The 24,375-nt window shown below is 49.6% G+C and carries 29 protein-coding genes and 7 pseudogenes; 28 read left to right on the top strand and 8 right to left on the bottom strand.

Features of this window, described 5'->3' with window-relative positions:
• Positions 1–135: 135 nt before the first annotated feature.
• From I6L74_RS08880 to I6L74_RS08890, 3 genes and pseudogenes are all read left to right on the top strand, one after another.
• A pseudogene (locus tag I6L74_RS08880) lies at positions 136–1,194 on the top strand (VENN motif pre-toxin domain-containing protein); the annotation flags it as partial.
• Positions 1,195–1,521: 327 nt separating this feature from the next.
• Entirely contained in the window at positions 1,522–1,809 is a 288-nt protein-coding gene (locus I6L74_RS08885; protein ID WP_096759560.1) for an EndoU domain-containing protein, read from the top strand.
• A gap of 10 nt (positions 1,810–1,819) precedes the next feature.
• On the top strand, positions 1,820–2,071 hold the full coding sequence (locus I6L74_RS08890; RefSeq protein ID WP_059180798.1) for a MafI family immunity protein: 252 nt from the start codon (positions 1,820–1,822) through the stop codon (positions 2,069–2,071).
• Between the two features lie 82 nt (positions 2,072–2,153).
• On the opposite strand, the gene I6L74_RS08895 is transcribed toward I6L74_RS08890, so the two are convergent.
• Complete coding sequence (locus tag I6L74_RS08895; RefSeq protein ID WP_072242002.1) at positions 2,154–2,312, bottom strand: SymE family type I addiction module toxin; 159 nt, start codon at positions 2,310–2,312, stop codon at positions 2,154–2,156.
• A 158-nt stretch (positions 2,313–2,470) separates the two neighbouring features.
• On the opposite strand from I6L74_RS08895, the gene I6L74_RS21390 reads away from it, so the two are divergent.
• The 7 genes and pseudogenes from I6L74_RS21390 (at position 2,471) to I6L74_RS08930 (ending at position 7,269) form a co-directional block, all read left to right on the top strand.
• Positions 2,471–3,295: a hemolysin gene (locus I6L74_RS21390; protein WP_252686600.1), complete on the top strand. Its 825-nt coding sequence runs from the start codon at positions 2,471–2,473 to the stop codon at positions 3,293–3,295.
• Positions 3,292–3,654: an immunity 8 family protein gene (locus tag I6L74_RS08910; RefSeq protein WP_059180797.1), complete on the top strand. Its 363-nt coding sequence runs from the start codon at positions 3,292–3,294 to the stop codon at positions 3,652–3,654. Before I6L74_RS21390 ends, I6L74_RS08910 begins: the two co-directional genes overlap by 4 nt.
• Before the next feature lie 884 nt (positions 3,655–4,538).
• A complete protein-coding gene (gene xerC, locus I6L74_RS08915) occupies positions 4,539–5,687 on the top strand; it encodes a site-specific tyrosine recombinase XerC (RefSeq protein WP_082691957.1) in 1,149 nt (382 codons plus the stop codon).
• A gap of 43 nt (positions 5,688–5,730) precedes the next feature.
• The gene (locus I6L74_RS08920) at positions 5,731–6,030 is read left to right on the top strand and encodes a hypothetical protein (protein WP_059180796.1); all 300 of its coding nucleotides are present in this window, start codon (positions 5,731–5,733) and stop codon (positions 6,028–6,030) included.
• On the top strand, positions 6,014–6,319 hold the full coding sequence (locus I6L74_RS08925) for a type II toxin-antitoxin system RelE/ParE family toxin (protein ID WP_059180795.1): 306 nt from the start codon (positions 6,014–6,016) through the stop codon (positions 6,317–6,319). The genes I6L74_RS08920 and I6L74_RS08925 overlap by 17 nt, the downstream gene beginning before the upstream one ends.
• A 367-nt stretch (positions 6,320–6,686) precedes the next feature.
• Positions 6,687–7,013, top strand: a pseudogene (locus I6L74_RS21625) (VENN motif pre-toxin domain-containing protein); the annotation flags it as partial.
• Positions 6,970–7,269: a hypothetical protein gene (locus I6L74_RS08930; RefSeq protein ID WP_243398851.1), complete on the top strand. Its 300-nt coding sequence runs from the start codon at positions 6,970–6,972 to the stop codon at positions 7,267–7,269. The pseudogene I6L74_RS21625 and the gene I6L74_RS08930, both read left to right, overlap by 44 nt.
• Before the next feature lie 40 nt (positions 7,270–7,309).
• Here the strand turns inward: I6L74_RS08930 and I6L74_RS08935 are convergent.
• Positions 7,310–7,435 (bottom strand): annotated as a pseudogene (locus I6L74_RS08935) (SymE family type I addiction module toxin); the annotation flags it as partial.
• Between the two features lie 206 nt (positions 7,436–7,641).
• On the opposite strand from I6L74_RS08935, the gene I6L74_RS08940 reads away from it, so the two are divergent.
• The 11 genes and pseudogenes from I6L74_RS08940 (at position 7,642) to I6L74_RS08990 (ending at position 16,074) form a co-directional block, all read left to right on the top strand.
• Complete coding sequence (locus tag I6L74_RS08940) at positions 7,642–8,019, top strand: polymorphic toxin type 25 domain-containing protein (protein ID WP_128130998.1); 378 nt, start codon at positions 7,642–7,644, stop codon at positions 8,017–8,019.
• A gap of 911 nt (positions 8,020–8,930) precedes the next feature.
• On the top strand, positions 8,931–9,221 hold the full coding sequence (locus I6L74_RS08950) for an immunity protein CdiI family protein (RefSeq protein ID WP_059180794.1): 291 nt from the start codon (positions 8,931–8,933) through the stop codon (positions 9,219–9,221).
• A 7-nt stretch (positions 9,222–9,228) separates the two neighbouring features.
• Positions 9,229–9,564: pseudogene (locus I6L74_RS08955) on the top strand (tyrosine-type recombinase/integrase); the annotation flags it as partial.
• A gap of 311 nt (positions 9,565–9,875) precedes the next feature.
• Positions 9,876–10,043, top strand: coding sequence for a MafI family immunity protein (locus I6L74_RS21630; protein ID WP_128130999.1), 168 nt, complete (start codon positions 9,876–9,878; stop codon positions 10,041–10,043).
• A gap of 12 nt (positions 10,044–10,055) precedes the next feature.
• A pseudogene (locus tag I6L74_RS08965) lies at positions 10,056–12,527 on the top strand (hemagglutinin repeat-containing protein); the annotation flags it as partial.
• Between the two features lie 599 nt (positions 12,528–13,126).
• The gene (locus I6L74_RS08970; RefSeq protein WP_059180531.1) at positions 13,127–13,558 is read left to right on the top strand and encodes a DUF6392 family protein; all 432 of its coding nucleotides are present in this window, start codon (positions 13,127–13,129) and stop codon (positions 13,556–13,558) included.
• Between the two features lie 138 nt (positions 13,559–13,696).
• On the top strand, positions 13,697–14,122 hold the full coding sequence (locus I6L74_RS21395) for a DUF6862 domain-containing protein (RefSeq protein WP_336994213.1): 426 nt from the start codon (positions 13,697–13,699) through the stop codon (positions 14,120–14,122).
• Positions 14,119–14,496: a toxin glutamine deamidase domain-containing protein gene (locus I6L74_RS08975; RefSeq protein WP_072241977.1), complete on the top strand. Its 378-nt coding sequence runs from the start codon at positions 14,119–14,121 to the stop codon at positions 14,494–14,496. The genes I6L74_RS21395 and I6L74_RS08975 overlap by 4 nt, the downstream gene beginning before the upstream one ends.
• Positions 14,496–14,768, top strand: coding sequence for a YrhB domain-containing protein (locus I6L74_RS08980; RefSeq protein ID WP_059180529.1), 273 nt, complete (start codon positions 14,496–14,498; stop codon positions 14,766–14,768). The genes I6L74_RS08975 and I6L74_RS08980 overlap by 1 nt, the downstream gene beginning before the upstream one ends.
• Positions 14,769–15,001: 233 nt before the next feature.
• Positions 15,002–15,688: pseudogene (locus I6L74_RS08985) on the top strand (polymorphic toxin type 28 domain-containing protein); the annotation flags it as partial.
• Positions 15,685–16,074, top strand: coding sequence for a contact-dependent growth inhibition system immunity protein (locus I6L74_RS08990; RefSeq protein WP_059180528.1), 390 nt, complete (start codon positions 15,685–15,687; stop codon positions 16,072–16,074). The pseudogene I6L74_RS08985 and the gene I6L74_RS08990, both read left to right, overlap by 4 nt.
• Positions 16,075–16,114: 40 nt before the next feature.
• Here the strand turns inward: I6L74_RS08990 and I6L74_RS08995 are convergent, their stop codons facing one another.
• Together I6L74_RS08995 and I6L74_RS21400 are read right to left on the bottom strand one after the other, a co-directional pair.
• Positions 16,115–16,300 (bottom strand): SymE family type I addiction module toxin, encoded by a 186-nt coding sequence (locus I6L74_RS08995; RefSeq protein WP_059180527.1) that lies wholly within the window; start codon positions 16,298–16,300, stop codon positions 16,115–16,117.
• 51 nt (positions 16,301–16,351) lie between these two features.
• Positions 16,352–16,426, bottom strand: a pseudogene (locus I6L74_RS21400) (SymE family type I addiction module toxin); the annotation flags it as partial.
• A 77-nt stretch (positions 16,427–16,503) separates the two neighbouring features.
• Between I6L74_RS21400 and I6L74_RS09000 the strand changes: the two are divergent.
• From I6L74_RS09000 to I6L74_RS09015, 5 genes are all read left to right on the top strand, one after another.
• On the top strand, positions 16,504–16,941 hold the full coding sequence (locus I6L74_RS09000) for a hypothetical protein (RefSeq protein ID WP_059180526.1): 438 nt from the start codon (positions 16,504–16,506) through the stop codon (positions 16,939–16,941).
• Complete coding sequence (locus tag I6L74_RS21405) at positions 16,942–17,523, top strand: VENN motif pre-toxin domain-containing protein (protein WP_059180525.1); 582 nt, start codon at positions 16,942–16,944, stop codon at positions 17,521–17,523.
• Between the two features lie 45 nt (positions 17,524–17,568).
• A complete protein-coding gene (locus I6L74_RS21410; RefSeq protein ID WP_059180524.1) occupies positions 17,569–17,847 on the top strand; it encodes a hypothetical protein in 279 nt (92 codons plus the stop codon).
• Positions 17,844–18,221, top strand: coding sequence for a hypothetical protein (locus I6L74_RS09010; RefSeq protein WP_243398846.1), 378 nt, complete (start codon positions 17,844–17,846; stop codon positions 18,219–18,221). Before I6L74_RS21410 ends, I6L74_RS09010 begins: the two co-directional genes overlap by 4 nt.
• 200 nt (positions 18,222–18,421) lie before the next feature.
• Positions 18,422–18,883, top strand: coding sequence for a hypothetical protein (locus I6L74_RS09015; protein ID WP_243398845.1), 462 nt, complete (start codon positions 18,422–18,424; stop codon positions 18,881–18,883).
• 25 nt (positions 18,884–18,908) lie between these two features.
• On the opposite strand, the gene I6L74_RS09020 is transcribed toward I6L74_RS09015, so the two are convergent.
• The 4 genes from I6L74_RS09020 to I6L74_RS09035 form a co-directional block, all read right to left on the bottom strand.
• On the bottom strand, positions 18,909–19,997 hold the full coding sequence (locus I6L74_RS09020) for an AAA family ATPase (protein ID WP_059180522.1): 1,089 nt from the start codon (positions 19,995–19,997) through the stop codon (positions 18,909–18,911).
• Positions 19,998–20,138: 141 nt separating this feature from the next.
• Positions 20,139–21,098 carry a YbgA family protein gene (locus I6L74_RS09025; protein ID WP_059180521.1) on the bottom strand — a complete coding sequence of 320 codons (960 nt, stop codon included), beginning with the start codon at positions 21,096–21,098 and terminating at the stop codon, positions 20,139–20,141.
• A gap of 161 nt (positions 21,099–21,259) precedes the next feature.
• A complete protein-coding gene (gene uraH / locus I6L74_RS09030) occupies positions 21,260–21,670 on the bottom strand; it encodes a hydroxyisourate hydrolase (RefSeq protein ID WP_059180520.1) in 411 nt (136 codons plus the stop codon).
• 98 nt (positions 21,671–21,768) lie between these two features.
• Positions 21,769–22,497 carry a MerR family transcriptional regulator gene (locus I6L74_RS09035; protein ID WP_059180519.1) on the bottom strand — a complete coding sequence of 243 codons (729 nt, stop codon included), beginning with the start codon at positions 22,495–22,497 and terminating at the stop codon, positions 21,769–21,771.
• A 225-nt stretch (positions 22,498–22,722) separates the two neighbouring features.
• On the opposite strand from I6L74_RS09035, the gene I6L74_RS09040 reads away from it, so the two are divergent.
• Positions 22,723–23,247 carry a lipocalin family protein gene (locus I6L74_RS09040; RefSeq protein ID WP_059180518.1) on the top strand — a complete coding sequence of 175 codons (525 nt, stop codon included), beginning with the start codon at positions 22,723–22,725 and terminating at the stop codon, positions 23,245–23,247.
• Positions 23,248–23,340: 93 nt separating this feature from the next.
• Entirely contained in the window at positions 23,341–24,339 is a 999-nt protein-coding gene (locus tag I6L74_RS09045; RefSeq protein WP_059180517.1) for a class I SAM-dependent methyltransferase, read from the top strand.
• The last annotated feature ends 36 nt before the right edge of the window (positions 24,340–24,375 follow it).

The following is a 24,375-nucleotide window of genomic DNA, read 5'->3' on the forward strand; positions in this document are numbered from 1 at the left end:
CGAAGACGAGGCGGCGGCGCTGGCCCTGCTGAAATCCCCCGACCTTGCAGCGCGCATCACGGCAGATATGGCGGCGTGCGGGGTGGTTGGCGAGAGTACCAATCTGCTGACCGGGTATCTGGCGGCGGTATCGCGCAAAACAGTCTGGATACCGGCACGCTCGGCTTTAGCGATCTGCAAAATGAAGCAGATTATAAAGTGAGCCATACGGGGATCAGCCTGAGCAGCAGTAAGCCATCGGGCGGTGATTTTTCGATGGGTGGGATGATTTCAGCGGCAAGCCATAGTGGGCACGCAGAGGGCACCACCCAGGCGGCGGTGGCGAACGGTACCATCACCGTGCGCGATACCGCTAACCAGAAGCAAGATGTGGCAAACCTCAGCCGCGATACCGAAAACGCCAACGACAGCATCAGCCCGATCTTCGACAAAGAGAAAGAGCAAAATCGCCTGAAAACGGTTGGCCTGATTAGCGATATTGGTAGCCAGGCAGCGGATATTGCCAAAACCCAAGGCGATATCTATGCCCTGGAAGCGGCGAAAAAAGAGGTGCCTGCCCTTAAGGAAAACGCCACAGATAAAGAGCGCGAACAGTATGTGAAGGATTTGCGCAGTTCCCCGGCTTATCAAAAAGAGATGGCGAACTTTGGTACGGGCAGTACTCTCCAGCGCGGTATTCAGTCGGTAACAGCAGCGCTTCAAGGGCTGGCAGGCGGCAATATCGCTGGCGCACTGGCGGGAGCGTCTGCACCGGAGCTGGCTAATATTATCGGTCATCATATGGGTATTGATGATGACCCTGCGACCAAAGCGATTGCCCACGCCATTCTTGGCGGTGCAGTAGCGGCGTTGCAAGGTAACAATGCAATGGCAGGGGCCGCGGGGGCTGCCGTTGGTGAAGTGATTGCCAGCCAACTTTACCCGAATGTACCGAAAGATAAACTGACAGAAGATCAAAAGCAGACGATCAGTACGCTGGCATCTATCTCAGCGGGAATAGCCGGAGGGTTAGCAGGCGATAGCACATTGTCAGCAGCGGCGGGCTCGCAGGCTGGCAAAAATGCGGTTGAGAATAATGCGCTGGGTCCGAACAGCTTCGGAAAAGGCATGGCTGATATGGGGTTATCCCAGCAGTCGCTTGCAGCCAGTATGATCCAGAATGGCGCTACGGCAGATGAGTTAACAGAAGCACTGATTAAAAACTCACAGGGTCAGATACCTGAAGGGCAGGATGCCGTTAAAGGTCTGTTGACTGCCTGGGGCGAATTCTTTGGGGTTCCGGTCAGTGCGTTGACCGCAAATGGAGAAATGACACCGCAACAAGCGGCGGAAATCCTGGCGAGTGGTGTGCCGACGAGTGAAGCAAAACTGATTCAGTATGTAGCAGCTAAAGCGTTTTTATCTGTTGCGAAAAGCTCCGATCTTGGATTATCACCTGCAAACCAGAAATATGTGGATATCCTTTCGCCGGAAGCGAAACAGCATATTTTATATGGGGATAGCACCACATAAGGTGGACATCTGTATCCCGGAAATCCAGGCAAAACAGTTTTCCCTCAAAGTTGGTCAGCAGACAAGGTTGTTCATACTGTGAGTGATATAGCCACTTCACCCGATACCAAATGGTTTGCCCAGACCGGAACGGGCGGGACGTATACAAATGCAGGAAGACCAGCAAGATGGGTTGCCTGGGAAGAGCGAGAGGGTGTTAGAGTTCGTGTGGTATACGAGCCAGCTAGTGGGAAAATAGTAACAGCGTTCCCGGATAATAATCCGACACCTCCAGCTTTAAAGCCAATTAAGAAATAGTGTGGTCGCAATGGATATTAATGACAAAATTAGATCTTTAGGTGAAGGGTTAAAGGACCGATTGGATCCTTCGCTAGTTGACTTTGCCCTAGATTATATTGGGTTCTCAGAGAACGTATTAGCATTCGAAACGCTATGTGATCACATCGCTGATTATGATGTTGTGATTAGCAAAGATGAATACACACAAGTGCTTAAAATAGCTAATGATCTTGGACTAGAAATAGATAGTAGATATACATATATCAATCCAGAGAAATAACATCCTGATAGCTATGACTAATCCCGGCCTCAGGACGGGATCTTCTTATTAACCGTCAGCCCTTAACCGGCTCTATTACCAGTCATCCCTGTTCCACGCTGACAATGACCGGCGTGTCGGTGCTGAATCCCGCTTCTGCCATCCAGTTACCGTTCAGGCGCAGGCTGGGGCTGCGGGAAAACCAGGTGGCAGTGTAGTTGTGGTGGTAAAGATGCCGGATACTGACATAGCCGATCTTCATCCGCCGCTGTGCTTTGGAAAAAGATCTTTGGCGTAGAATCGCGTTTACAGGCTCTTTAACAGCGATGGGGAAAGAGAAAACGGGGAGCAAAACCGCGTATCGGGGCACTGGTGCCTTTCCATCAAAATACAGTGGGGAAAGTACTTCTAACCTGTTGAGTGTTCTGGAAAAACTCTGCACAGGCTGCTGAATCCGCGTCAGAGAGAGTTGTTGTTGAGAATAACGCGCTCAGTGATGTACTGGACGCGGTATCTCAGAATAAGACACCTCAGCAGGTAGCGAAAGAACGTATCGAGGCAGAAAACGAGCGCTATAAGAAAGAAAACTGTGCCGGGATGAGCGCAGAAGCGTGCTCTGTGAAAATGTACACTCAGCGTCAGGCAGAGCTGAAAGATATGGCTTCGTTTGGCGTAGATTTTGTTCCTGTCGTTGGTGATATTAAGAGCTTTGCGGAAGCACAGAGCGCACTGGATTATCTTGCCGCAGCGGTAGGGTTGATACCGGGTGCCGGTGATGCGGCAGGAAAAGCCATCAAGGCGGCGGAAACGGCACTGAAGAAAGGAGATGTAGCTGAAGCGTCGAGGCTGATCAATAAAGCCAGCGATGATATCTCCGCCTATAATGTGGCGACATACCCAAAGCTGAAAGACGATCTGGTACAACAGAACCTGAGTAATATTGCGAAGCAGGATCCGAGGCTTGCAGCAGTGGTTAAGGGAGACAACGGCAAGCTGAATTATGGTGTTGGTTCAGGCTCAAAAACGGAAGCAGATGAGCTGGGGAAAATTTGGGTGGGTGACGGCGCAAGGCCACTTAGTGATGGAAAAGGTTTAATAAGCGCTGATGGAACTCGTGTTTATCGCTATCCTGCATCGAAGCCAAATACACCAGAGGAATTAAGCCCGACAGGTGTTCAGGCTAATTTCGAAACACTAATAGATGGAAAAAAAGTCGGTAATGCACACATGGTGATAACTCAATGAAAGGACAACTCAAATCCTTAGGAGTTAATTCTGCTGATTACACTCCAGAAACTTATCAACCTGAAGAGGTTGACTGCTTTGGTGTATGGATAAATTTGTGTATTGGCCCTGAAAAGCAAGCGGGAGGACATGATTATCAAGTATTAGTTTGTACCCCCGAATGGTTGGCTAAAAACCGCTGGGTACCGGGGTTAATGCGCCACACTCTTCTGGTTCGCAAATACGATCTGGATGAAATTAAAAAGACGATTACAGATTATATCGAGGAGTGCGAGGGGGAAGACTGGATGGAAATAGCGCAAAAACTTTCTCGAGTATTCGCCTGGGAATATGAAGACTACCAGCCTTACAAAGGCTAAGCGAAATTCCGGCCACCGCGCCGGGATTTTTTTTTGCTTCGCAATTATTTCGATAAATACTGAATCCATTCCGGCAGGCTATTTTACGATAGCCTGCTTCTCACCTCAAAATCCCCACACCCCTCGCAAGATTGCATCTTGCATGATTATTGTTTAAATTCATATGGTTAATTGGAAAATGTTATGGTGATTTTAACGCCGGATAATGAAACAGAGTCGCCGACGACTCTACATAGACTCTGATTAGAGTACACTCTAGAGTCTGATTAGAGTATGCCCACATGTAGCAAGGCTTTAAGTGGAGTATACTCTAGAGTGCACTCTGATTTTTACAGGGAGTAGAGTCGTCATTTTTTAGCCATTGAATCTGATGTGAATCCCATAAATATTATTAACGACTCTAATCCGACTCTACAAAAAAGGCGAATAATATCAGTATAAATAACTCTCAAAAATATTTTAATAAAAAATGAACCGTGATGTTTTATTTGTATCGCAGAGAAACGACTGGGTGGATCTACTGTTGATAATTTTTTTTGTTGCGATAGTTAATTCAAATTAATGAAATTTAGTGCAACTTATTGCAACAAGAACTGGCATTAATGAAATTTAATGCAACTTAACGAAACTCCCCTGATTTGGTCTTTAGTTGCATTATCTGACAGAGGCACGTTACCGACTGTATACACAGTCGCGTGCTAAAGGGTTGCCCTTTGAATCCCTTCCATGGGTCGCCAAAAATAAGCCTACTATATTACTTCTGGTATCGTTTTATTTATCGATGCGTAATCATGCGCCCCTGTGCACGGGCGTGCATGATAATGCGGAACAGAGCGTGAGTGATGCATGGTGATGCGTGGGAAAAGCATACAGGAGCATCAGTCATGCGTAACAGTACATTAAAACTGCATCTGCAATATCATGGCAGAGGAAAAATAGTCACAGTGAAAGACAGTCAGGCAGTCGGTCCTGCCTCCGACCCGAAAAGCCTGTATAACCTGCTGCTGCGGTTCGTGGCGTGGCGACGGGAGCGCAACTGGTCAGAAACCACGCTTAAGGTGCAGACCCATCACAGCTACCGCTTCATCCTGTGGGCGGCTGAACGCGGTCTGCACCATCCGGCAGAGATAACGCGTCCGGTGCTGGAACGCTACCAGCGTCATCTGTACCAGTACCGCAAACGCAACGGCGACCCGCTGACCACCCGGACCCAGCGCACGGCCGTACAGCCGATACAGGTGTGGTTCCGCTGGATGACCCAACAGAACCTGTTACTGGCGAACCCGGCGGCAGACCTTGAGCTGCCGAGACTGGAAAAGCGCCTGCCGCGTTACATCCTGAGCGTGGATGAAGTGGAGCAGGTGCTGGCGCTGCCTGACCTGACGACTCCCGGCGGTATCCGTGACCGGGCGCTGATGGAAGTGCTGTGGTCCACGGGCATACGACGCAGCGAGGCCGCAGGACTTGAGGTATACAGCGTCGATGCGAACCGCCGCACCCTGACCATCGTGCAGGGCAAGGGAAAGCAGGACCGTGTGGTGCCGGTGGGTGAACGTGCGCTGTGGTGGATACAGCGTTATCTGCATCATGTGCGGCCGCAGTTGCTGGTCAACCCACACTGTAAAGCACTGTTCATCGCACTCGATGGCGTGGAAGGGCTGGGACCGAACGGCATCACTAACACCGTCAGTCACTACATGAAAGCTTCCGGGCTGGTTGCGCACGAAAGCTGCCACCTGTTCCGTCACGCGATGGCGACGCAGATACCGGGGAACAGCGCAGACCTGCGCTGGAGACAGGCGATGCTGGGCCATGCCAGTGTTGAATCCACGCAGATTTATACGCAGGTATCGGTGCGGGCGTTACAGGCGGTGCATGCCACGACGTACCCGGCAGAGCGTGACGCAGAAGTGCTGACAGATGACGTTGCCGCAGGCATCAATAGCGGTGACAGTCTGAGTGCAGAGAGCGTGTTCACCCGTCTGTCGGAGAAATACAGATGCATGGCAAAAGATGACAATACGGAAGAGTGACATCATAATGACAACACAACTGACACCACGTGAGGTTATGACGATGAGCAGCACTATCCACTTCCGTATCGACGAAGAAACCAAGCGGCTGGCAATGCAGGCCGCAGAGCGCCAGCAGATGAGCCTGACGGAACTGATGCGCCAGCGGGCCGAAGAGCTGGCCGCAGAAGAGCGCCGCTACCAGAACAGCGAGCATGAAGGCTGGCTGGAAACACAGATAGCCCAGGCGTTCAGCCGCCATGATGCAGGTGAAGGTGAGTACATCAGCAATGATGATATGGAAAGCCGGATGAACACGCTGAAACAACAGGCCATGCGGGGTAAGCGTGAGCATCAGGGTTGAGTGGGAAAAACGCGCACAGCATGACAGAGAAAACCTCTTCCGGTACCTGAACCGCGAGGCGGGGGCAATGGTGGCTATCGCGGCTGACGACCGTCTGGCAGGTATGGTCACTATTCTTGCGGAAAACCCGCTTGCCGGAGTGAAAGCCGGACGTTTAGAGAAGCAGCGTAAACTGGTGGTGCCGCACTTCCCGTTCATCATCGTGTATGTCGCAGAAAGCGCTCGTATGCGCATCCTGCGTGTACTTCACACCTCCCGCAAGATAGCCGGGCAATACAGCCAGGGCTGAGGCCCGCAGAGGATAAATAATACAAATGGTTTGCTGGTATACCTAAGAAAAGAGTAATTAGATAAACGGATAGGCACTTACGATGGTGTTGAGAATAACACGCTGGGTGTTGCGCCTCCGGTTCCGGTGCCTGTTCCCGGGGTTCCGGTAAGCCCGGGAGATTAGGTCACCAAAAATGCCAATGACAAAATAGCGTCAGCTGTGGATGATCTGTTTGATGCGATTGATAAAGCCACTCAGTGTAGCTTTGGGCGTGCATGTTCTTCGGATGATTCAAGTTAGGAATCGAAACCCAATGTATCTACGACATTAACCCCATGCTGAAGATGGGCGTGATAGATGAGATGGAGACCTGCTGAAAGGTGGTAAATCTAAAGATACTCAGATCTGGACAGAAACCAAGAAAGCGGAGCCTGTGAGTAATGCTTAGGGGCACTGGACAAAACATGGGAAAGAATTTCCGGAGTATCAAAATGCAAAACAATATGCGGAAGCCACTCATACCTTTGTAAATAATCCGCCCGCAGGTACGCTTACAACAACACGTAAAAACGGTGATACGATTTATTACAACCAATCATCTAATACTTTTGCCGTAAAAAATGCTGACGGCGTGCCAAAAACAATGTTTAGACCGGATCCAAAAGATCATGGTTATCCAACAAATTTGGACTATTTCAATGCACAAAAATAATGAGCTATATATTTGTCGTATATGTGGTTCCGAACAGGTAGATGCTCCCTGGGGTGATGATGGTGAATCACCAACATACGATATATGTGATTGTTGTGGAGTAGAGTTTGGCTATGAAGATTCAACCTTACAGGGAATTAAGATGTACCGGTCGAAATGGTTAGATAATGGTGCCAAGTGGTACCATAAAAAATCTGAGCCTGAGAGTTGGCCCTTAGAAGAGCAGTTATCTCATGTACCAGCTAAATATCTATAAACTAAATCCCGGCCTTAGCGCCGGGATCTTCTCTTTTCCGTCAGCCCATAACCGGCTCGATCACCAGTCGTCCCTCTTCCACGCTGACAAAAACCGGCGTGTCGGTGCTGAATCCCGCCTCTCTCAGCCAGTTACCGTTCAGGTGCAGACTGGGTTGGCAGGAATAGTACGTAGTCCTTTGGGAGTATGCTCTTTAATAGCACCGGGAAAATGGAAAATGGAAAACGGGGAGCAAAATCGCGTATCAGGGCACTGGTGCCTCTCCATTAAAATACAGTGGAGAAAGTACTTCTAACCTGCTGAGTGTGCTGGAAAAACTCTGCGCGGCCTGCTGAATCCGCGTCAGAGAGAGTTGTTGTTGAGAATAACTCAATGTCTGGGCTTGTGCCGCCTCGCGTACAGCAGGATACTTCTCTGGCGTTTGGTCCGAATCAACAAGGAAAGAGTGCCGAAGAGGTTGGTGATGCAATAGATGCTTCTCATATAGGGCCGTCATGGGGGACTGAATATAAAGTTCACCCCACAGTGCAAGCGAGTGTCAATGGCGGTTTACTTGTGAAAGGTGAGACTTTCGGTACCACAATAGATGACAATCATTTTTCAGCTAACGGTGGAGATTCCACTACTGTTGGATTGCAAACTGGGGGTTCCGTAGGCTTAAATTTTGGCCCATATTTGCAAGGTACTTTTGGAACACCAACTAGTGATTATTCATTCAATGCAAGCATGGGGCTGGGACATTCAGTGTGACCAATAGTAAAGATGGTATTAGCTTGTATATTGGAGTCGGCCCATCTTGGGGTATATCTGGAACAAAATTTAATGGTGTAGACGTTAATGGAAGCGGGACAAAGGAGGTTTATCGACATGACTTTAAATAATTCAAATTTATTCATGACGCTTGCTGCATTATTCATGTTGATCACAAGTGTTTTTTTTTGTTCATTTTATATATAAGGTAATTGGGGGTGTTAAGTTCGGAAGAGACTTTTTTTATTCTTTGATTTCATGCTCTTTAGCTCGGGATGGAAGGCTAACGGGGCCGCTATTACAATGATTCTTTCATTTGCTTTCTTATCTTTTTCTGATTTTTTTAGATCTGGAGGGGCGGGGAATCTTGCTGAGGAATTAGCATGGATGATACCTGTTATTCTATTATTTATTCACTGCAGGTATTGCTCAGGGATAACTTTTTCAGAGTGGTCAAAAAACACTTATATTTAGAGAGTTTTTTTTGAATTTAGCTTTAAAACCACGTTACATAATACTGTGGGTGGTCAGGCTGGCTTACATTTTGTGGGTGTATTTGCATTTATTTAAATAGTTATATCTCAAGTTGAGAATAACTATCTTAGCAGCAAACAGATAGGTGCCTGGTCTGCTGAAATGAAATCCTGTAAGGTCGGCGGCGGTGACTGTGATGGCATTATCAGAAAGTATGAGGAACAAGTACCTCCCAGCAACAGCAGCTTATCAGAGACTGTGCGATCAATCCTACGACTTGACAGCAGAAATATGGTGATGTGCTGGCTGATAGCATGGCGGTAGCGGAGCTGATCGGCCAATATATGAGACGACGATAATGACAAGAAATATAATATCGCGGTAACGGTTGGCAACAATGGATTTATCGTCGGAGCAAACCTTAGAGGTGCGGTGAAATGAAAAAAATAAAACTAATGGCTGACTATCAATGTCACCCATTATGGGGAATGGAATCAGATGATTTTGGTGACATATCTCCTGATGATTTGCCTATTTCTTTAGAACTTAAGAATAACTTGCATGATTGGGCTGCGAGATATGATTTGACTCTTAATATGGATGATCCGGCCTCGTCTGGGTTTGAAAATGAAATGATGGAGAGTGTTTTCATTGAGGATGGCAGGAAGCTAGCAATAAAGTTACAAGAAGAACTCGGTAGCAGCTACAACGTAGTTTATCAATTCTGACCACCATGTGCGGCCGCAGGTGCAGGTCAATGCGCACTGTAAGGCGCCGTTAATCGCACTCGACGGTGTGGAAGGACTGGGGCCGAACGGCGTCACTAACGCCGTTAGCCCCTACATGAAAGCTTCCGGGCTGGGAGCGCACGGAAGCTGTCACCTGTTCCGCCACGCGATGGCGACCCAGATGCTGGAAAACGGCGCAGACCTGCGCTGGATACAGTCGATGCTGGGCCATGCCAGTGTTGAATCCACGCAGATATACACGCAGGTATCGGTGCGGGCGTTACAGGCGGTGCATGCCACGACCCACCCGGCAGAGCGTGAAAGCACGGGCGATACAGAATAAACCTGGCAACGCATATCCCGCGGCTTTACTGACAACAGTCACTTACAGACGCTTCTAAGGCGTGTGTCGTGGCATCACGTCTTCATGCTGATGTGATAATGGTGCGGCAGCGTCTCCGGGCCAAAAACGCATGTCGGGGCAAAATTGTTACAGCTTTTCCTGATAATGGCTTGATACCGAGAAGTTATAAAAAGATTAAACAATTATGGTGTTTAAATGATTGATTTAGATTAAAAAATATTTTTTAGGCGACCTTTTTAAGGGGTGGTTAGATAATGAAATGCTTCAGGATGCCGTAGGGTATGTAGGGCATGGTGAAAGAGGGGTTAGCTTTTGAAACGATTTGCGATCATTTAAGCGAGTATGAAGTACCGATTAGTCAGTCTGAGTATGATTTAGCTATAAATATTTGTAATGATCTTAAAATGGATGTTAATGACATTAGCTTAAAACATTTAAGAAAATTAATTATCCAGTAAACATTCCCGACTGTCGTCGAAGATGAGGTTGGGCTGAAAGCCGGTAACAACGTCGATATTGTGGCGGCGACCAACAGCAACACCGACTGGCGCTTCAAAGAGGAGAAAAAAAGCGGCCTGATGGGAACCGGTGGAATTGGTTTCACCATCGGCAGCAGTAAATCCACGCACGATCTCCGTGAGAAGGGCACTACTCAGAGCCAGAGCTTTAGCACCGTGGGCTCAACGGGCGGCAATGTTGATATCGCGGCCGGTAATCAGCTCCATGTCGGCGGCGCGGATCTGGTGGCGGGCAAAGATCTCGCGCTGAAGGGCGATAGCGTCATCATCGAACCGGGGCACGATAAACGCACGCGTGATGAGACGTTTGAACAAAAAGCCAGCGGCCTGACAGTCGCCCTTTCGGGTGCGGTAGGGAGCGCGATTAACAGCGCGGTGCAGTCGGCGCAGGCCGCGAAAGAGGAAAGTGATGGTCGCGTGGCGGCGTTGCAGGCCACAAAAGCGGTGCTCTCCGGCGTGCAGGCGGGACAGGGTGTCGCGCTGGACGCCGCCAGGGGTGAACAGCCTGAAAACACCAATACAATTGGTGTCAGTGCCTCGCTGACCACGCAGAAGTCTAAATCTGAACAGCATGCGAAAAGCGATGCGGTGACGGGCAGCACGCTGAATGCGGGCAATAACCTCTCCATCATCGCGAACGGGAAAGGCAAAGGCCCGAATAGTGGCGATATTGTGATCGCGGGCAGCCAGCTGAAAGCGGGCGGCGACACCACCCTGGATGCACAGAACGATATTGTGCTCGCAGGGGCAGCGAACACTCAGCAAACCAGCAGCAAGAACAGCAGCAGCGGTGGGGGCGTTGGGGTCGGTATTGGCGTCGGCAGCGGTGGCTGGGGCATCAGTGTATTTGCCAACGCTAACTCTGCGCACGGCAAGGACAAAGGCAACGGTACCGACTGGACCGAGACCACGATCGACAGCGGCAAAACCGTGACCATCAACAGCGGGCATGACACGGTACTCGACGGGGCGCAGGTCAACGGCAATACAATTATCGCTGACGTCGGTCACGACCTGCTGATGAGCAGCCAGCAGGACACGAATAAATACGATAGCAAACAGACCAGCGTGGCGGGAGGAGGCAGCTTCACGTTTGGCTCCATGACCGGCTCGGGCTACATCAGCGTCAGCCAGGATAAGATGAAGAGTCGCTTCGACTCCGTGGCCGAACAGACCGGGCTGTTTGCCGGTGCTGGTGGCTTCGACATCACCGTTGGCAATCACACTCAGCTCGACGGTGCGGTCATTGCTTCGACGGCGACGGCAGATAAAAATAGCCTCGACACCGGGACGCTGGGCTTTAGTGATATCCACAACGAGGCGGATTTTAAAACTCAGCACGCGGGCGGCTCGTTTAACAGCGGGGGCAGTATCGCCGGGCAGTTTGCCAGCAATGCGGCAAGTACCCTGCTGGCAGGCGGTGGGAGCAAAGGCCACGCAGAGGGAACATCTCAGGCAGCAATCTCTGACGGCTCTGTCACCATCCGCGATAAGGCCAGCCAGAAACAGGACGTGGCAGACCTGAGTCGCGACACGGCGCATGCCAATGACAGCATCAGCCCGATCTTCGATAAGGAAAAAGAGCAGAACCGCCTGAAAGCGGTGGGGCTTATCAGTGATATCGCGGGTCAGGCCGCAGACGTAGCCAGATCGCAGGGCGAGCTGGCCGGGCGTAAAGCAGCGAAAGACCCGGCATCACTGGAAGAAGCACGCCAGCAGCTGGCTGTTGAAGGAAAAGCGGTCACAGATGCTGCTGTGGAACAACGTGCGTACAACAATACGTCGTCGCTCTATGGCACGGGTGGTGCGGTTCAGCGCGGTATTCAGGCAACCACAGGAGCCCTGACCGTGCTGGCTGGTGGTGGCGACCTTGCGGGCGCACTGGCAGCGGCATCGGCCCCGGAGCTGGCAAATATCATCGGGCACCATTCTGGCCTCAGCGACAATGACGCGCTGATAGCTCATGCGCTGCTGGGCGGCGTGGTGGCCTCGTTGCAGGGTAAGAGTGCCGGTGCAGGTGCTGCGGGAGCATTGACGGGAGAACTTGCCGCACGCGCCATAAAAGCGCAATTTTTCCCGGGTAAAGATAACCGCGATCTGGATGAAGCGGATAAGCAACTGGTCAGCAACCTTGCAACGCTAGCATCGGGACTGGCAGGGAACATCGTCAGCGGTAACGCCAGTGGCACGACGGCGGGCGCTCAGGCCGGGAAAAATGCGGCTGAGAATAACTCGCTGAGTGATATTGCGCAGGCGCAGGCTGAAGGCAAGACGCTTGAGCAGAAGGCAGGCGAGTACGTTGAGGCCGAAAACGAGCGATATAAAAAGGCAAACTGCGGCGGAATGAGCGCCGAAGCCTGCTCGGTGAAGATGTACGAAGAGCGGCGTGAAGCGCTGAAAGAAACGGGATCACTGGGCGCTGACTTCGTGCCTGTTGTGGGTGATATCAAAAGCTTTGCGGAAGCGCAGTCGGCACTGGATTATCTTGCGGCGGCAATTGGGCTGATACCGGGTGCAGGTGATGCGGCAGGTAAAGCTATCAAGGCAGCAGAAACGGCGCTGAAGAAAGGTGATGTGGCTGAAGCTTCAAGACTGATTAATAAGGCCAGTGATGAGATTCAGGCAGTCAAGCCATTAGATGTTGGTTCATATAGAGAACTTAAAGATCGTTCAGTAGTTGGCGACGGATTAGAGCACGATCATATCCCATCATTTGCTGCTATCCGTCAGGCAAAAGAAAATGAGCTGGGGAGAAAGTTAACTCCAGCAGAAGAAAAAACCTTATATAACAATGCAACAACTATTGAAGTACCTAAAGATGTACATCAGGCTGGCCCTACTTATGGTGGTAAAAATACTCCATCCCAGGTAAAACAAGACGCAATAAATCTTTGTGGTGCAGAATGTCGTGATACAGATGCATTGAGAAAGAATATGCTGGATCGGGGATATGATCCTAAGCTGGTCGATGATGCAATAAGACAACTCAAGGAAAGAAATACTCAAACAGGAGTAACAAAATAATGTTGATATGGAATGAATTTATTAAGTTATTAGGTTGCTCAAAACTTGATGGTAAGTTTATTGAAATTTCAAGTGATTTTAATGAGTTGCCTGCAATTGAGGAGAGTGTTTTAGGTGACAGAAATTATTACTCTTTTTTACATTCAGGTGTTTCATTTTTATTAGAAGATGAAGTTGTAGATCAGATTACTTTTTATGCAAAGCAGGGCGAGGGTTTTTCTGAGTATAAAGGGGAGCTACCAGTATCGATTAACAGTTCGGAGCATGAGGCTGTTCAAATATTAGGCCACCCTTCGGCTTCAGGTGGTGGGAAAATGGATGCGCTCATGGGTTATATTGATCGTTGGATAAAGTATGAAAAAGATGGGTATGCCCTTCATTTACAATTTAATCAGAATGATAATTTATCCAGAGTTACCCTTATAAAATAAACATAAAATCCCGGCCACCGCGCCGGGATTTTTTTCGCCAGTCGTCTGCCGCGCGGTTGCCACGGCTGCGCTGAGAATAACTCACTGTCTGCTAAAGATGAGAAACAAAGGCAGGATGCGAAGTGGTCACTTCCGTACATCAAAGATGCAGACCAGAAAGCGAAGGCTGAAAAACTGGTTGCTGATCTCGATGCGAAAGATAAAGCGTTCGATACTGCGCTGGATAAAGCCTGTAATGGAGTGTCGCCAGATGCCTGTAAGGGGATGCGTCAGGAACTGGCGGCGATGGGCCGGAGCTATGATGAGCAGATGGACGGGCAGTATGTTGGTACTCTTGGCAGCGTGTACAAGGACGGTACCGATAAAATTGCCGGGCAGCAATGGCAATACGCTACTGCCGATGCGAAAGCACAGCGCGATACCGATGTTCAGCGTATTGTGCAGAACTGGGGTGTAAGCCTGGAAACGGCCTCAACGCTTTACGACACAATGACTGTCATCCATACGACTGCGGCGATTGGTGGGGCGGGGAAGCTCCTACTGCTGGTTCAATTAGAGACGTGAATCCTGGATACCCTGAGCCCGGTCGTACGCACAACTGTGTAAACTGTGCCGTAGCAACGGATGCCACTTTAGCGGGTAATCCTGCATCTGCATTGCCTATAAATTCAACAGCAGGAGTTTCATTAACTGTTCTTGAGAGGCAATTTGGGAATAGGTTTGTAAATATATCCACTCCTGATGCCATTGCGCAGAAAATGTTAGATGCGGGGAATGGAGCTAGAGGTATTATTTATGGCTCTTATGGTCCAGATCAGCCAGGGCATGTATTCAATGTCGTTAACCAAAATGGGACAATTCGGTTCCTGGATGGTCAAACTGGTAAAGTTGCTGATCTTAGCAAATTCGAGTCATTCAAAATGTTGAGAACTAATTAATGATTACATTTGAAGATGCTATACAAAAAGCCCATCACTATCTAGGTGATGCTGATATCCCTGTGGTGATAACGTCTTTAGGACGTTTTTCTGAAGGGTGGTTTTTTTGCTTTCAGTCCCGAGAGTATCTCGAAACAGGAGAAACTTCTGCATTACTTGCTGGAAACGCTCCTTTTATAGTTGATAAAGACACGGGTGAGATTCATGTGTTTGGTACCGCACATCCTCTAAAAGAATATCTGCAAAATTACGAAGAACAGAAAAAAAAGTAAGTTAGATGAATCCCGGAATCAAAGGTGGATTCACATATGACGGGAAAGCTTCGGATTAATCTAACGATCCAAATAGGACTTAGGTTAGCCGAAGCGGTAGCTTGCTCAGGCGAAAAAGGCGCGTCGGGGCAAAAAGTTGCCGTTCCGGAATTACAACAGAGAAAACGGATTTAGATATCTTATAGTAAAGGTAAAAACAGTTATCATCACAGCAAAGTGCACAGGATCGAGTTGTTGTTGAGAATAACCTGCTCGGTAAGGCTCTGGTAGAAGGGTGTGCGATTGCAGCTCCCTGTCGTACAAAAGTCGCTGAACAGTTGCTGGAAATCGGGGTCAAAGCCGGTATTACTGGCGCCGTGGCGAAAACACTTGCCGACAAGCTGACTGCTGATGAACTGGATCATCTTGTTACCCTTGAAATGATGGGTAATGATGAGGTCACCAGTAAGTATCTCAGTTCGCTGCAGGATAAGTACGACTCTGGAAATGCCGCCAATCCAAATATTGGCAAAGATCTGACAGATGTGGAGAAGGCTGAGTTGGGTGGTACCGGTTCAGGAACCGGTACACCACCACCGCCGGAAAATGATTCTAATCAGCAAAATAAGAACGCTGAACAAAAGCTGAATCAGAAGCAGGAAAGCTCAATCAGGAAGATTGATAATTTGATAAAAAACTCGATCAAGGATCATGATATTACTGGTACGTTGAAAGATATGGATGGTAATCCGATAATAAAACCAGATAGCGGTGGGAAATATTGGAATCATATGAAGGAAATGCAAGACACTCTCAATGGGTTGAAAAATCATGCGAACACCTTAAAAAATGTCAATAATCCCGAAGCGCAAGCAGCATATGGAAGAGCAACTGATGCCATTAATAAACTTGAATCAGCAATAAAGGGTCATGGTATATGACAACATTTAGAGAGTTGTTATTGGTTAATAATAGTAATTATGAACCCAACAGTCGTTCTTCTTTGGATGAATGGTTTAGCGGAATTCTGGATGTCCCTATCGATGAATTAGAAGTTGGTGATGTTGCTAGAGCAATAAGACAAGATATATTTTTGGAATATATTTTGCCAAAGGCTGAAATTATTTTACAGAAAGATCCTCTGGCTGGGGAAGACTATGATGGACAATTAATATCCTCTATAGCTTCTTTAGGTCATGGTGAGATAAAGTCTTCGTTGCCTTCTCTTCGACGCATTAGTTCTTTCTTAAATCAATTGGATAAAACCAGTCTTGATAGCCAAGTGGTTATGGACATAGTAAAGATAGATAAATTATCTCATACCTAAAGACGATCCCGGCCCTTGCGCCGGGATCGTCTTTTACCCGTCAGCCCTTAACCGGCTCGATCACCAGTCTTCCCTGTTCCACGCTGACTATCACCGGCGTATCGGTGCTGAATCCCGCTTCTGCCAGCCAGTTGCCGTTCAGGCGCCGGCTGGGGCCGCTGGAATAGTACGTGGTCATGCAGGTGCGGGGGTCAAAATGCCGGATACTGACATAACCGATCTTCATCCGCCGCGTGCTTTGGAAAGGGTTCTCTGTGACGTTGAATCGCGCTTACCCGAGCCAGCGGCCATTGATGGTCAGTTGAGGCAGCGGGTTCGGCTGACCTTGGTTGGGCCGCCAGTAGCCCACAGTGTAATAGTGCGTCTGTAGCTCGCAGGCGGCAGTTGTGGTGTTACGATAGTGAGCTAAACAAAATTAAGGACTGATATATGTTTGGTATCTTCCCTGAGGATAAGCAGAATGACATTGATGGTGCGATTTTTGCACCTGCGTCAATCGTTATTGGTGACTTTAGAGAATCTATGAATATTCCCTTAAGTTACTGGAATATTAATGATTATAAAAAAAGTTGGTTGAAGTCACTTGAAGAGGGATTAATAAAGAGAAACCATGCAGCTCTTGCTGTCTCAATCTATGAGCCTGAGCTAGCAAATTTTGTTTTTGTTTGGGTGTTATACTTTAAGGCTGAAATAGTTCATGTGCAAAATAGCATTATCTTTCTTGAGGAGCACAAAATTTTTTCTCCGGAGAAGATAAACGAATTTATTGATGAGCGAACTACTCATAATGAAGAGGGTATGAAAATATCTGAATGGAGAAGTGATCTAGACAGTGTTTTAGATTTTTATAAGAGCCTGAAACGTTAAATGACAAATCCCGGCCACCGAGCCGGGATTTTTAGCGCCTATCCTCTGCCGCGCGGCAGCCACTGCTGCGCACGGCTTTACCGCTCAACTGCGGGAAAGGGTAACAGCGATCTGGATGAAGCGGATAAGCAACTGGTCAGCAACCTGGCAACGCTAGCATCGGGACTGGCGGGGAACATCGTCAGCGGTAACGCCAGTGGCACGACGGCGGGCGCTCAGGCCGGGAAAAATGCGGTTGAGAATAATGCTCTTTCTGTACCAGCCCCTATCCCGGTCCCAATTCCAGGCGTTCCTGTTAGTCCTGGTGATAAAGTCATCAAAGATGCTAACGATAAAATGGCTTCTTCCCTGGATGATGTTTTTGATGCCATTGATAAGGCGACACAATGTAGCTTTGGAGGTGCATGTTCTTCGGATGATATAGACCAGGAAACTGGACCTAATGTCGGTAAAAATCTTACTGATGATGAAAAAGCTGAGTATGGTGGAACTGGAACTGGAACTGGAACTGGAACTTCAGGTGGACATGGGCCTGAAGATGAGGAAAATGCCAGGAAAAATGAGTCTACGGGTAACCCTTAAAATAGGGCAGAGTACGAGAGGTATGTTGATTCTTTACGAGCGTCAATGGAAAAACCAAATGTCCAGAATGAGAATCTGAGTAATATAATCGATGATTTATATAGACCTAAAGCTAAGATCGGAAGCGGGAGCACTGCTGATGCGGTCCGGTACGAAATAGCCACTGGCGAAAAAGTCGGTGGTAGAGGTCATATTGAAAAAGCTGAAACTTATTCAAAAGCTTTACAGGATTGGTTAAACAAAAACCCGCAAGCTTCGACAAGTGATAAAGCCGCTGCTGAAAATGTTCTTAAAGACATGCAAAATGCACTTAAGGGTAAATGATGAACAGTTTAACAAATAGTTATATAAGTATGTTTACTGAACGATCAGTGTATATAAAGAATGCAGTTAATCGATGCCTGGATTATTGGGCGCCTGAACAAGCTCCGTTAATATTGCTGTTTTCCGTAATAGGGAAATCTCTTGTAAATCAGTTTAACATGTTTAACGACGCTGATAAGGCCATGTTGTTCCAACATATAGAAGATGGAATGCTATCCAATGATGATGATTTGGCCACAGCGGTAGCTACCGGGTTGGTTGAGTCTCTTGTAAATGCATCAGATGGAAATGATGAATTATGGGGTAAGATTGTACAAAATCTTGGAATAGAATCTCAAAAGCATGCTATAGCCTGGAGAAATTTCGGGCAATAAAAATATCAGAGCGGTTTTCGGTAAAAATGCAGTGGAGAATAACTCGCTGGCGAGTGTACTGGCGGCGGCAATCAAAGAAACCTGTAGCGGAAATACACCACTGTCCTGCCAAATGGCTGTAGCTGCAATAGATACCTTGATGTCCGGTGGTGTACTCCCTTCCCTATGCTATTTCTGTTGTAACAGAAAGGATTAAACCAATGATGTATATTTATATTCTGCTTTTTATCTCACTTTCTGCGTTTACCATGGGAACAGTAATATTTTATCGATTCAGTAAAGCGACAAAAAGAAGCCTGCAAGCGCCTTTCACGTCACTACATTTTTTTGATGCCATCTTTTTCGGGCTGGGAAATAAGCGCGATATGAATATTGCCGCCAGTTGTTTTATCATTTTTTTACTGGGGGGATGGGGGATGATTTATGTAAAAAAACAACCCCACTTTTGGGGAAGCCCCGACAGTTATTTTGGCCTGGGTATTGCCGGGATTGTTTTTTTAATCTTGCACTGTCGATATCGCGCGAAGAGCGAGAATATCAAAAATGACGGTCTGGCCCCCATGAAAGAACTCATAAATTTCCGGCGTTCTGGCCTGACGAGCCCTTTTTTATGGTTGAGTCGGATAGGGTATCTTGGGCCCTTTATTGGTATGATGCGCTGAGTTAACACGCTGATACTGAATCACGTTATGCCTGTCGTGCGATCCGGGTTTCCCCCTCCTCCATCGACAGTTGATAGAGCGAAAACGCGCAGTGTTTTTCGATTAAATTCGCCAGTTCCGGCGAGTGGCTGGTGAGCCAGATCTGCGAGTAGCGGCTGGCTTCGGCAATCAGGCTCGCCAGCGCGGGCAGCATTTGCGGATGCAGGCTATTTTCCGGCTCGTTAAGGGCGATAAAGGCCGGCGGGCGCGGGCTTAACAGCGCCACCGCCAGGCACAAGAAACGCAGCGTACCGTCTGAAAATTCTGCCGGTTCCAGCGCCCGGCTTAACCCTTCACGCTGCATCATCATCCGAAAACGTCCGTCGGAATTGTCGCTGTAAAACACGCAGCCGGGAAACGCCTGATCGAGGATGCGCATCAGCAGCAGTTCGTCGCCAATTTCTACAATCGTCTGGAACGCTGCCGCCAGATTTGCCCCGTCGCTGGCTAAGACGGGTGACCGGAATCCCACCTGAGGGGCACGCATCGCCGAGCCGGAAGAGACGGAAAATTCGTGGTAAAAACGCCAGTTGCGCAGTGCTTCACGCATCTGTGATACCTCGGGGTAAAGATGCGGCTCGCCCAACTGCCCAAACACCGATTCATTCTCGTAAAGCGTGCCGCTGTGGGTCACTTTCTCGTGATGAACGTTGTTAAGAAAAACGGTCTGGTTTTTGCGCTGCATCAGGCGCGACGAGGGGCGACGATGGTGATCGCTGAGCCAGATGGTCTCTTCTTTAATGACCGGGTCGAGCTGGAATTGAGAGGGATAGGGCAGCTTTTCGACAAATCCCACCTGAAGTTCGTATTCGTAGGTTTCGGTTTCCACCGCCAGATTCACGCGGCGTAGCTGGTCGCTGCGCGTTTTTCCCGCCCAAAATACCTTTAAAATGCCGCCTTCATTCGCCAGTGCCTGCGAAAACTGACCCTGCGCCGCGCTGTGCAGCAGGTGAATCGCTTTATAAATATTCGACTTACCGGTGCCGTTCGGCCCAAAAACGATATTGAGCTGTTCCAGCTCCAGCGACATACGGCGAATGGAGCGGTAGTTTTCAATGTGCAGCGTTCTGATCATTACTGGCATCCGATGTTGTTTTAACCTGTATATAATAACAGTATTTTTATCGATACCAAAAAAAGACGACAGTGAGGATGTCGTCTAAAGGTATTACGTGTTCGGACCTCTCGGGCTAGGGGCCTTCGCGTTATGAAATCGTCAGGCGATCGCCAGGCGCAGGCCCAGCTCATCGGGATAGGGGTTAAAGTAGTTTTGCGTCAGGAGATAATCGTCCGGATGCTCGGCCAGATAGTGCTTCAGCAGCGTCAGCGGTGCGAGAATCGGTAACAATCCGGCGCGATAGTTCAGGATCACTTCACGCAGCTCGAGGCGCTGGCGCGTGTTGAGCTGTTCGCGGAAATAGCCCTGGATATGCATCAGCACGTTGGTGTGATTTTTCCGGGAGGCGGGCTGTTTCAGAATCGCCATCAGCTTTTCCCGATAGGCTTCGAAAAAAGCGTCCAGATCTTTCCATTCATGCATGGCGGCAACGAACGGACCAATCTCACGGTATCCGGCTTGATTGTGTGCCAGCAGCTGCAGCTTGTAGCGGCTGTGATAGGCCAGAAGCGCACGGCGGGTCAGACCGCTGGCGCGTACGGCGTTCAGCTCGTGAAGGGCAAAAACGCGCGCAATGAAATTCTCCCGCAGCACCGGATCGTGCAAGCGTCCGTCCTCTTCCACCGGCAACCACGGATACCGCGCCATCATGGCGGCGGTAAATATGCCACTTTCTTCCTTCGCGCCTCGATTCCCCGCTTCATCGTAAACTCTCACCCGCTCCATACCGCAACTTGGCGATTTGGCGCAGACGATAAATCCATCCAGATTCGCGATTGACGGTAAATATTGCGCGGCAAAATCCGCCATTTTATCGGTCACATCGTCATGGGGAGCATGGGTGAAGCGCATGCGAATATCGCCGACAGGCGTTTTCACCAGGCGCAGAGCAGGTCGTGGGACAGGTAGGCCAATCGCCATCTCGGGGCAAACCGGTTTGAACGTTACCTCTTTTGCCAGGGCGTCCATCACAAAACCCATCCGTTTGTGGCCGCCATCAAAGCGCACGGCCGATCCGGTCAGGCATCCGCTGATACCGAGTACGGGTTGATTGTTCATGACGTCACCTCTGGCTACCTGTTATGGGCTGATGAAAACAGTATAGCTAAAACTTAGACAAATGTGTTTTATTGTCTAAGTTTTATTGAGGTTTAATTTTATTTTCCTTAATAATCAATGTTTTTGTGGCGTTAATTTTTGGTTTAAACGCCACAAATTGTTTAGCTTCCTTTGTAAGTGGAGTAGCCGTACTGGCTCAGCAGCAGAGGGATATGCAGCTTTTCATTGGTGCGGGTGACGGTGAATTGCACCGGGATTTCCGGGAAGAATGAATCCAGCTTTTGGCTGCGGAAGTATTCGCTGGTTTTGAACGTCACTTTGTAAACCCCAGGCTGCATATCCTGCTCCTGCGGATAAAGCGATTTGATGCGTCCGTCAGGGTCGGTTTTCGCGCTTGCCAGCGTGGTCCAGCTGTTCTGCTGCTGTTTTTCCAGCGTTACGGTGACGTCAGGTGAGGGTAACCCGGTCTGCTGATTAAGAATGTGCACGCTCAACGTGCCGACCGGGGCGCTAAACGCCGCCGGAATGAATGCCAGAGAAGAGAGAACAATAAGGCCAGAAATCTTATTCATGTTGAAATCCTGTCAGATGAAAATAACAGGAAAAAATTTAGCACTCTACGGGAAAAATAATATTCAACTTTCCGTGATAACTGGTACGTCCGTTATTTTTACAAGGTGACGACCTCGAGGAAATTAACCTGTTCGCGCCATTTCTCTATTTGTTTTTTACGTGCAATGGTTAATTTGCCACTGGTGATCAGCAGCCATTGGCGTTCGGGAAACATTTCAGGTGCCAGCGCCGCAGGCGAAAGTGGAAGCACATCGATACGATGGCCCTGGCCGGTGCGCTTGAGCGCTTCGAGCCAGATTTCACACGGGTCGGTGAGGTGCCAGCCGGTCAGCAGGAAATTATCGCCGCGCGCTTTGCGATCGCCTTCCAGACAAAACGAGGTGTAGGAAATAATAATGCCGTCCAGCACCTCGCGCAGCGTCATCATGGTCGGTGTGTTGGCCGAGACAGAACTGCGCAGCGGCCGCAGGACTTGCGTCACCAGTTCCGGGCGCGGATATTCACGGCCCGCATCGTAAATCAGCTGGCGCAATGATTCGATTTTGCCTTCTCTGAGCCGCTGGAGCATCGACTCCTGCAATGTGACCCAGTTGTTGGTCCGTCGCACGCCAGGGCGCGCCAGCAGCGGTTTGACCTGACTGACGGGCACGCCTTTTTTCACCCAGTCGAGAATTTTGAGCGCCTGTTGCACATCGTCATCGCTGTAAAGCCGATGCCCGCCATCGGTGCGCAGCGGTTTCAGCAGACCATAGCGGCTCTGCCATGCCCGAAGCGTGGTGGCGTTGATTCCGCAAAGTCTGGCGAATTCGCCGATGGAGTAAGACATGGATACGTCCGATCAGAAAGATTAGTCTCAATATACTACGAATATTCGTCGGCTGAATGAAGAGCCTGATGCGTGCACTACACTTATACCCGTCATACTTCACGTTGCAGGGGCGTTGGCATTACTCGTTTTCTCCAGTCAAGTTTTTGACTCACTGTGTCGCCGCCTTCCTGCAACTCGAATTATTTTGGGTATATCTCCCACGAGCATATGAAAGGAGTTCACATGAAGCTATGGCCCGTTTTGACAGGCGTTGCGATCGCCTTGACGCTGGTTGCCTGCCAATCCCCGACGCCACCGAAAGGCGTTAAGCCTATCACCCACTTTGATGCCGGGCGCTATCTGGGCAAATGGTATGAAGTTGCCCGTCTGGAAAACCGCTTTGAGCGCGGGCTTGAGCAGGTCACTGCCACGTACGGTAAGCGCAGCGACGGCGGAATAAGCGTGCTCAACCGGGGCTACGATCCGGTGAAAAACAAATGGAACGAGAGCGAAGGTAAAGCGTATTTCACCGGTGAGCCGACCACCGCCGCGCTGAAAGTTTCTTTCTTCGGGCCTTTCTATGGCGGCTATAACGTGATCGCGCTGGATGATGAGTACCAATATGCGCTGGTAAGCGGGCCGAACCGCGACTATCTGTGGATTTTGTCGCGCACGCCGACCATTCCGGACGCTGTGAAGCAGGATTACGTGAGCATCGCTCGCGGCCTGGGGTTCCGCGTCGACCAACTGGTGTGGGTGAAGCAGTAGCATAACGCGCGGCGTCATTTCGTGCTTTTTTCGTAGGGCAATGGCGCGGCGCGTAGATAGACTTCCGTTTAGGGTCGAACGGGAGATAACGAGATGAACTGGCAACCTTTTCGCGGTGACGCGCCGAAAAACATGACGATTTTTAGCGCGTCATTTCCCGATATTAGCGATCAATGGCCGATGAAAGACGACGTTGTCAGAGAGATTAACGCGCTGAATCAGGCCATGAAGGCTAACCCCGAGCTCTTGCCGCCGCTGCTTGAGGAAGGCGAGAATGGGTTACCAATGCTGACTCCGCGGCATGCCTGGTCTGAACAGGCGTATCGCACGCGTCCGGCGATGGCGGCCTGGCGCGCACGACTTGTCCCCAGGGCGTTAGCGCTGTTTGTGGTGCAAAATCCGCTGGAAGAACGGCTGCCGGAAGGCACCAAAATGGACAGCGAAAGCCGCCAGTGGTTTATTCACGCCAATGATGCCATCGGCGTACGCTCCCGCGCGCAGGTGCTGGCTGCACTGGTCGAAAAATACATCCATAACGATATCGAAAGCGATTGGATAAGCCTGGCGAGCGGCGCGGCTATCCCGGTGCTGGAGGCGCTGCGCACCGCAAAACTGGATGGGCAAAAAGTACATCTTACGCTCGTGGATAACGACCCTGTCGCCTTACGGTGGGCCGAGACAATGGCGGCGCAGGAGGGGTTAAACGTGGGTGAGCAGCTGACGCTGCTGAATCGCCATCTGCTTCATCAATTTATCCGCAACGACGATCTGCTGCTCGAGCTGGGCGAGCATCAGGCCGAACTGGTGGATGCGCTGGGGATTTTCGAATATTTCAACGATGCCGACGCAGTGATTTTCCTGCAGCGCGCTCTGCGGCTGGTTAAACCCGGTGGGGCGGTGATTGTGTCGAATATGCTCACGACCAGCCCGCAGATTGATTTTATCCTCCGCTGCATCGGCTGGGCACCCATCTTCCCGCGCTCGCTACAGCAGTTGCAGGACATTCATATCGCGGCAGGTGTGCCGCCGGAAAACGTCACCGTGGTGGTGCCGAAAGACGGAGTGTATGCGGTGCTGGAGGTGCGGGTTTGAGTATGTGATTCCCTCTCCCGGCGGGAGAGGGGTGGG

Source organism: Lelliottia amnigena (assembly GCF_019047465.1).
Classification (GTDB): domain Bacteria; phylum Pseudomonadota; class Gammaproteobacteria; order Enterobacterales; family Enterobacteriaceae; genus Enterobacter; species Enterobacter amnigenus.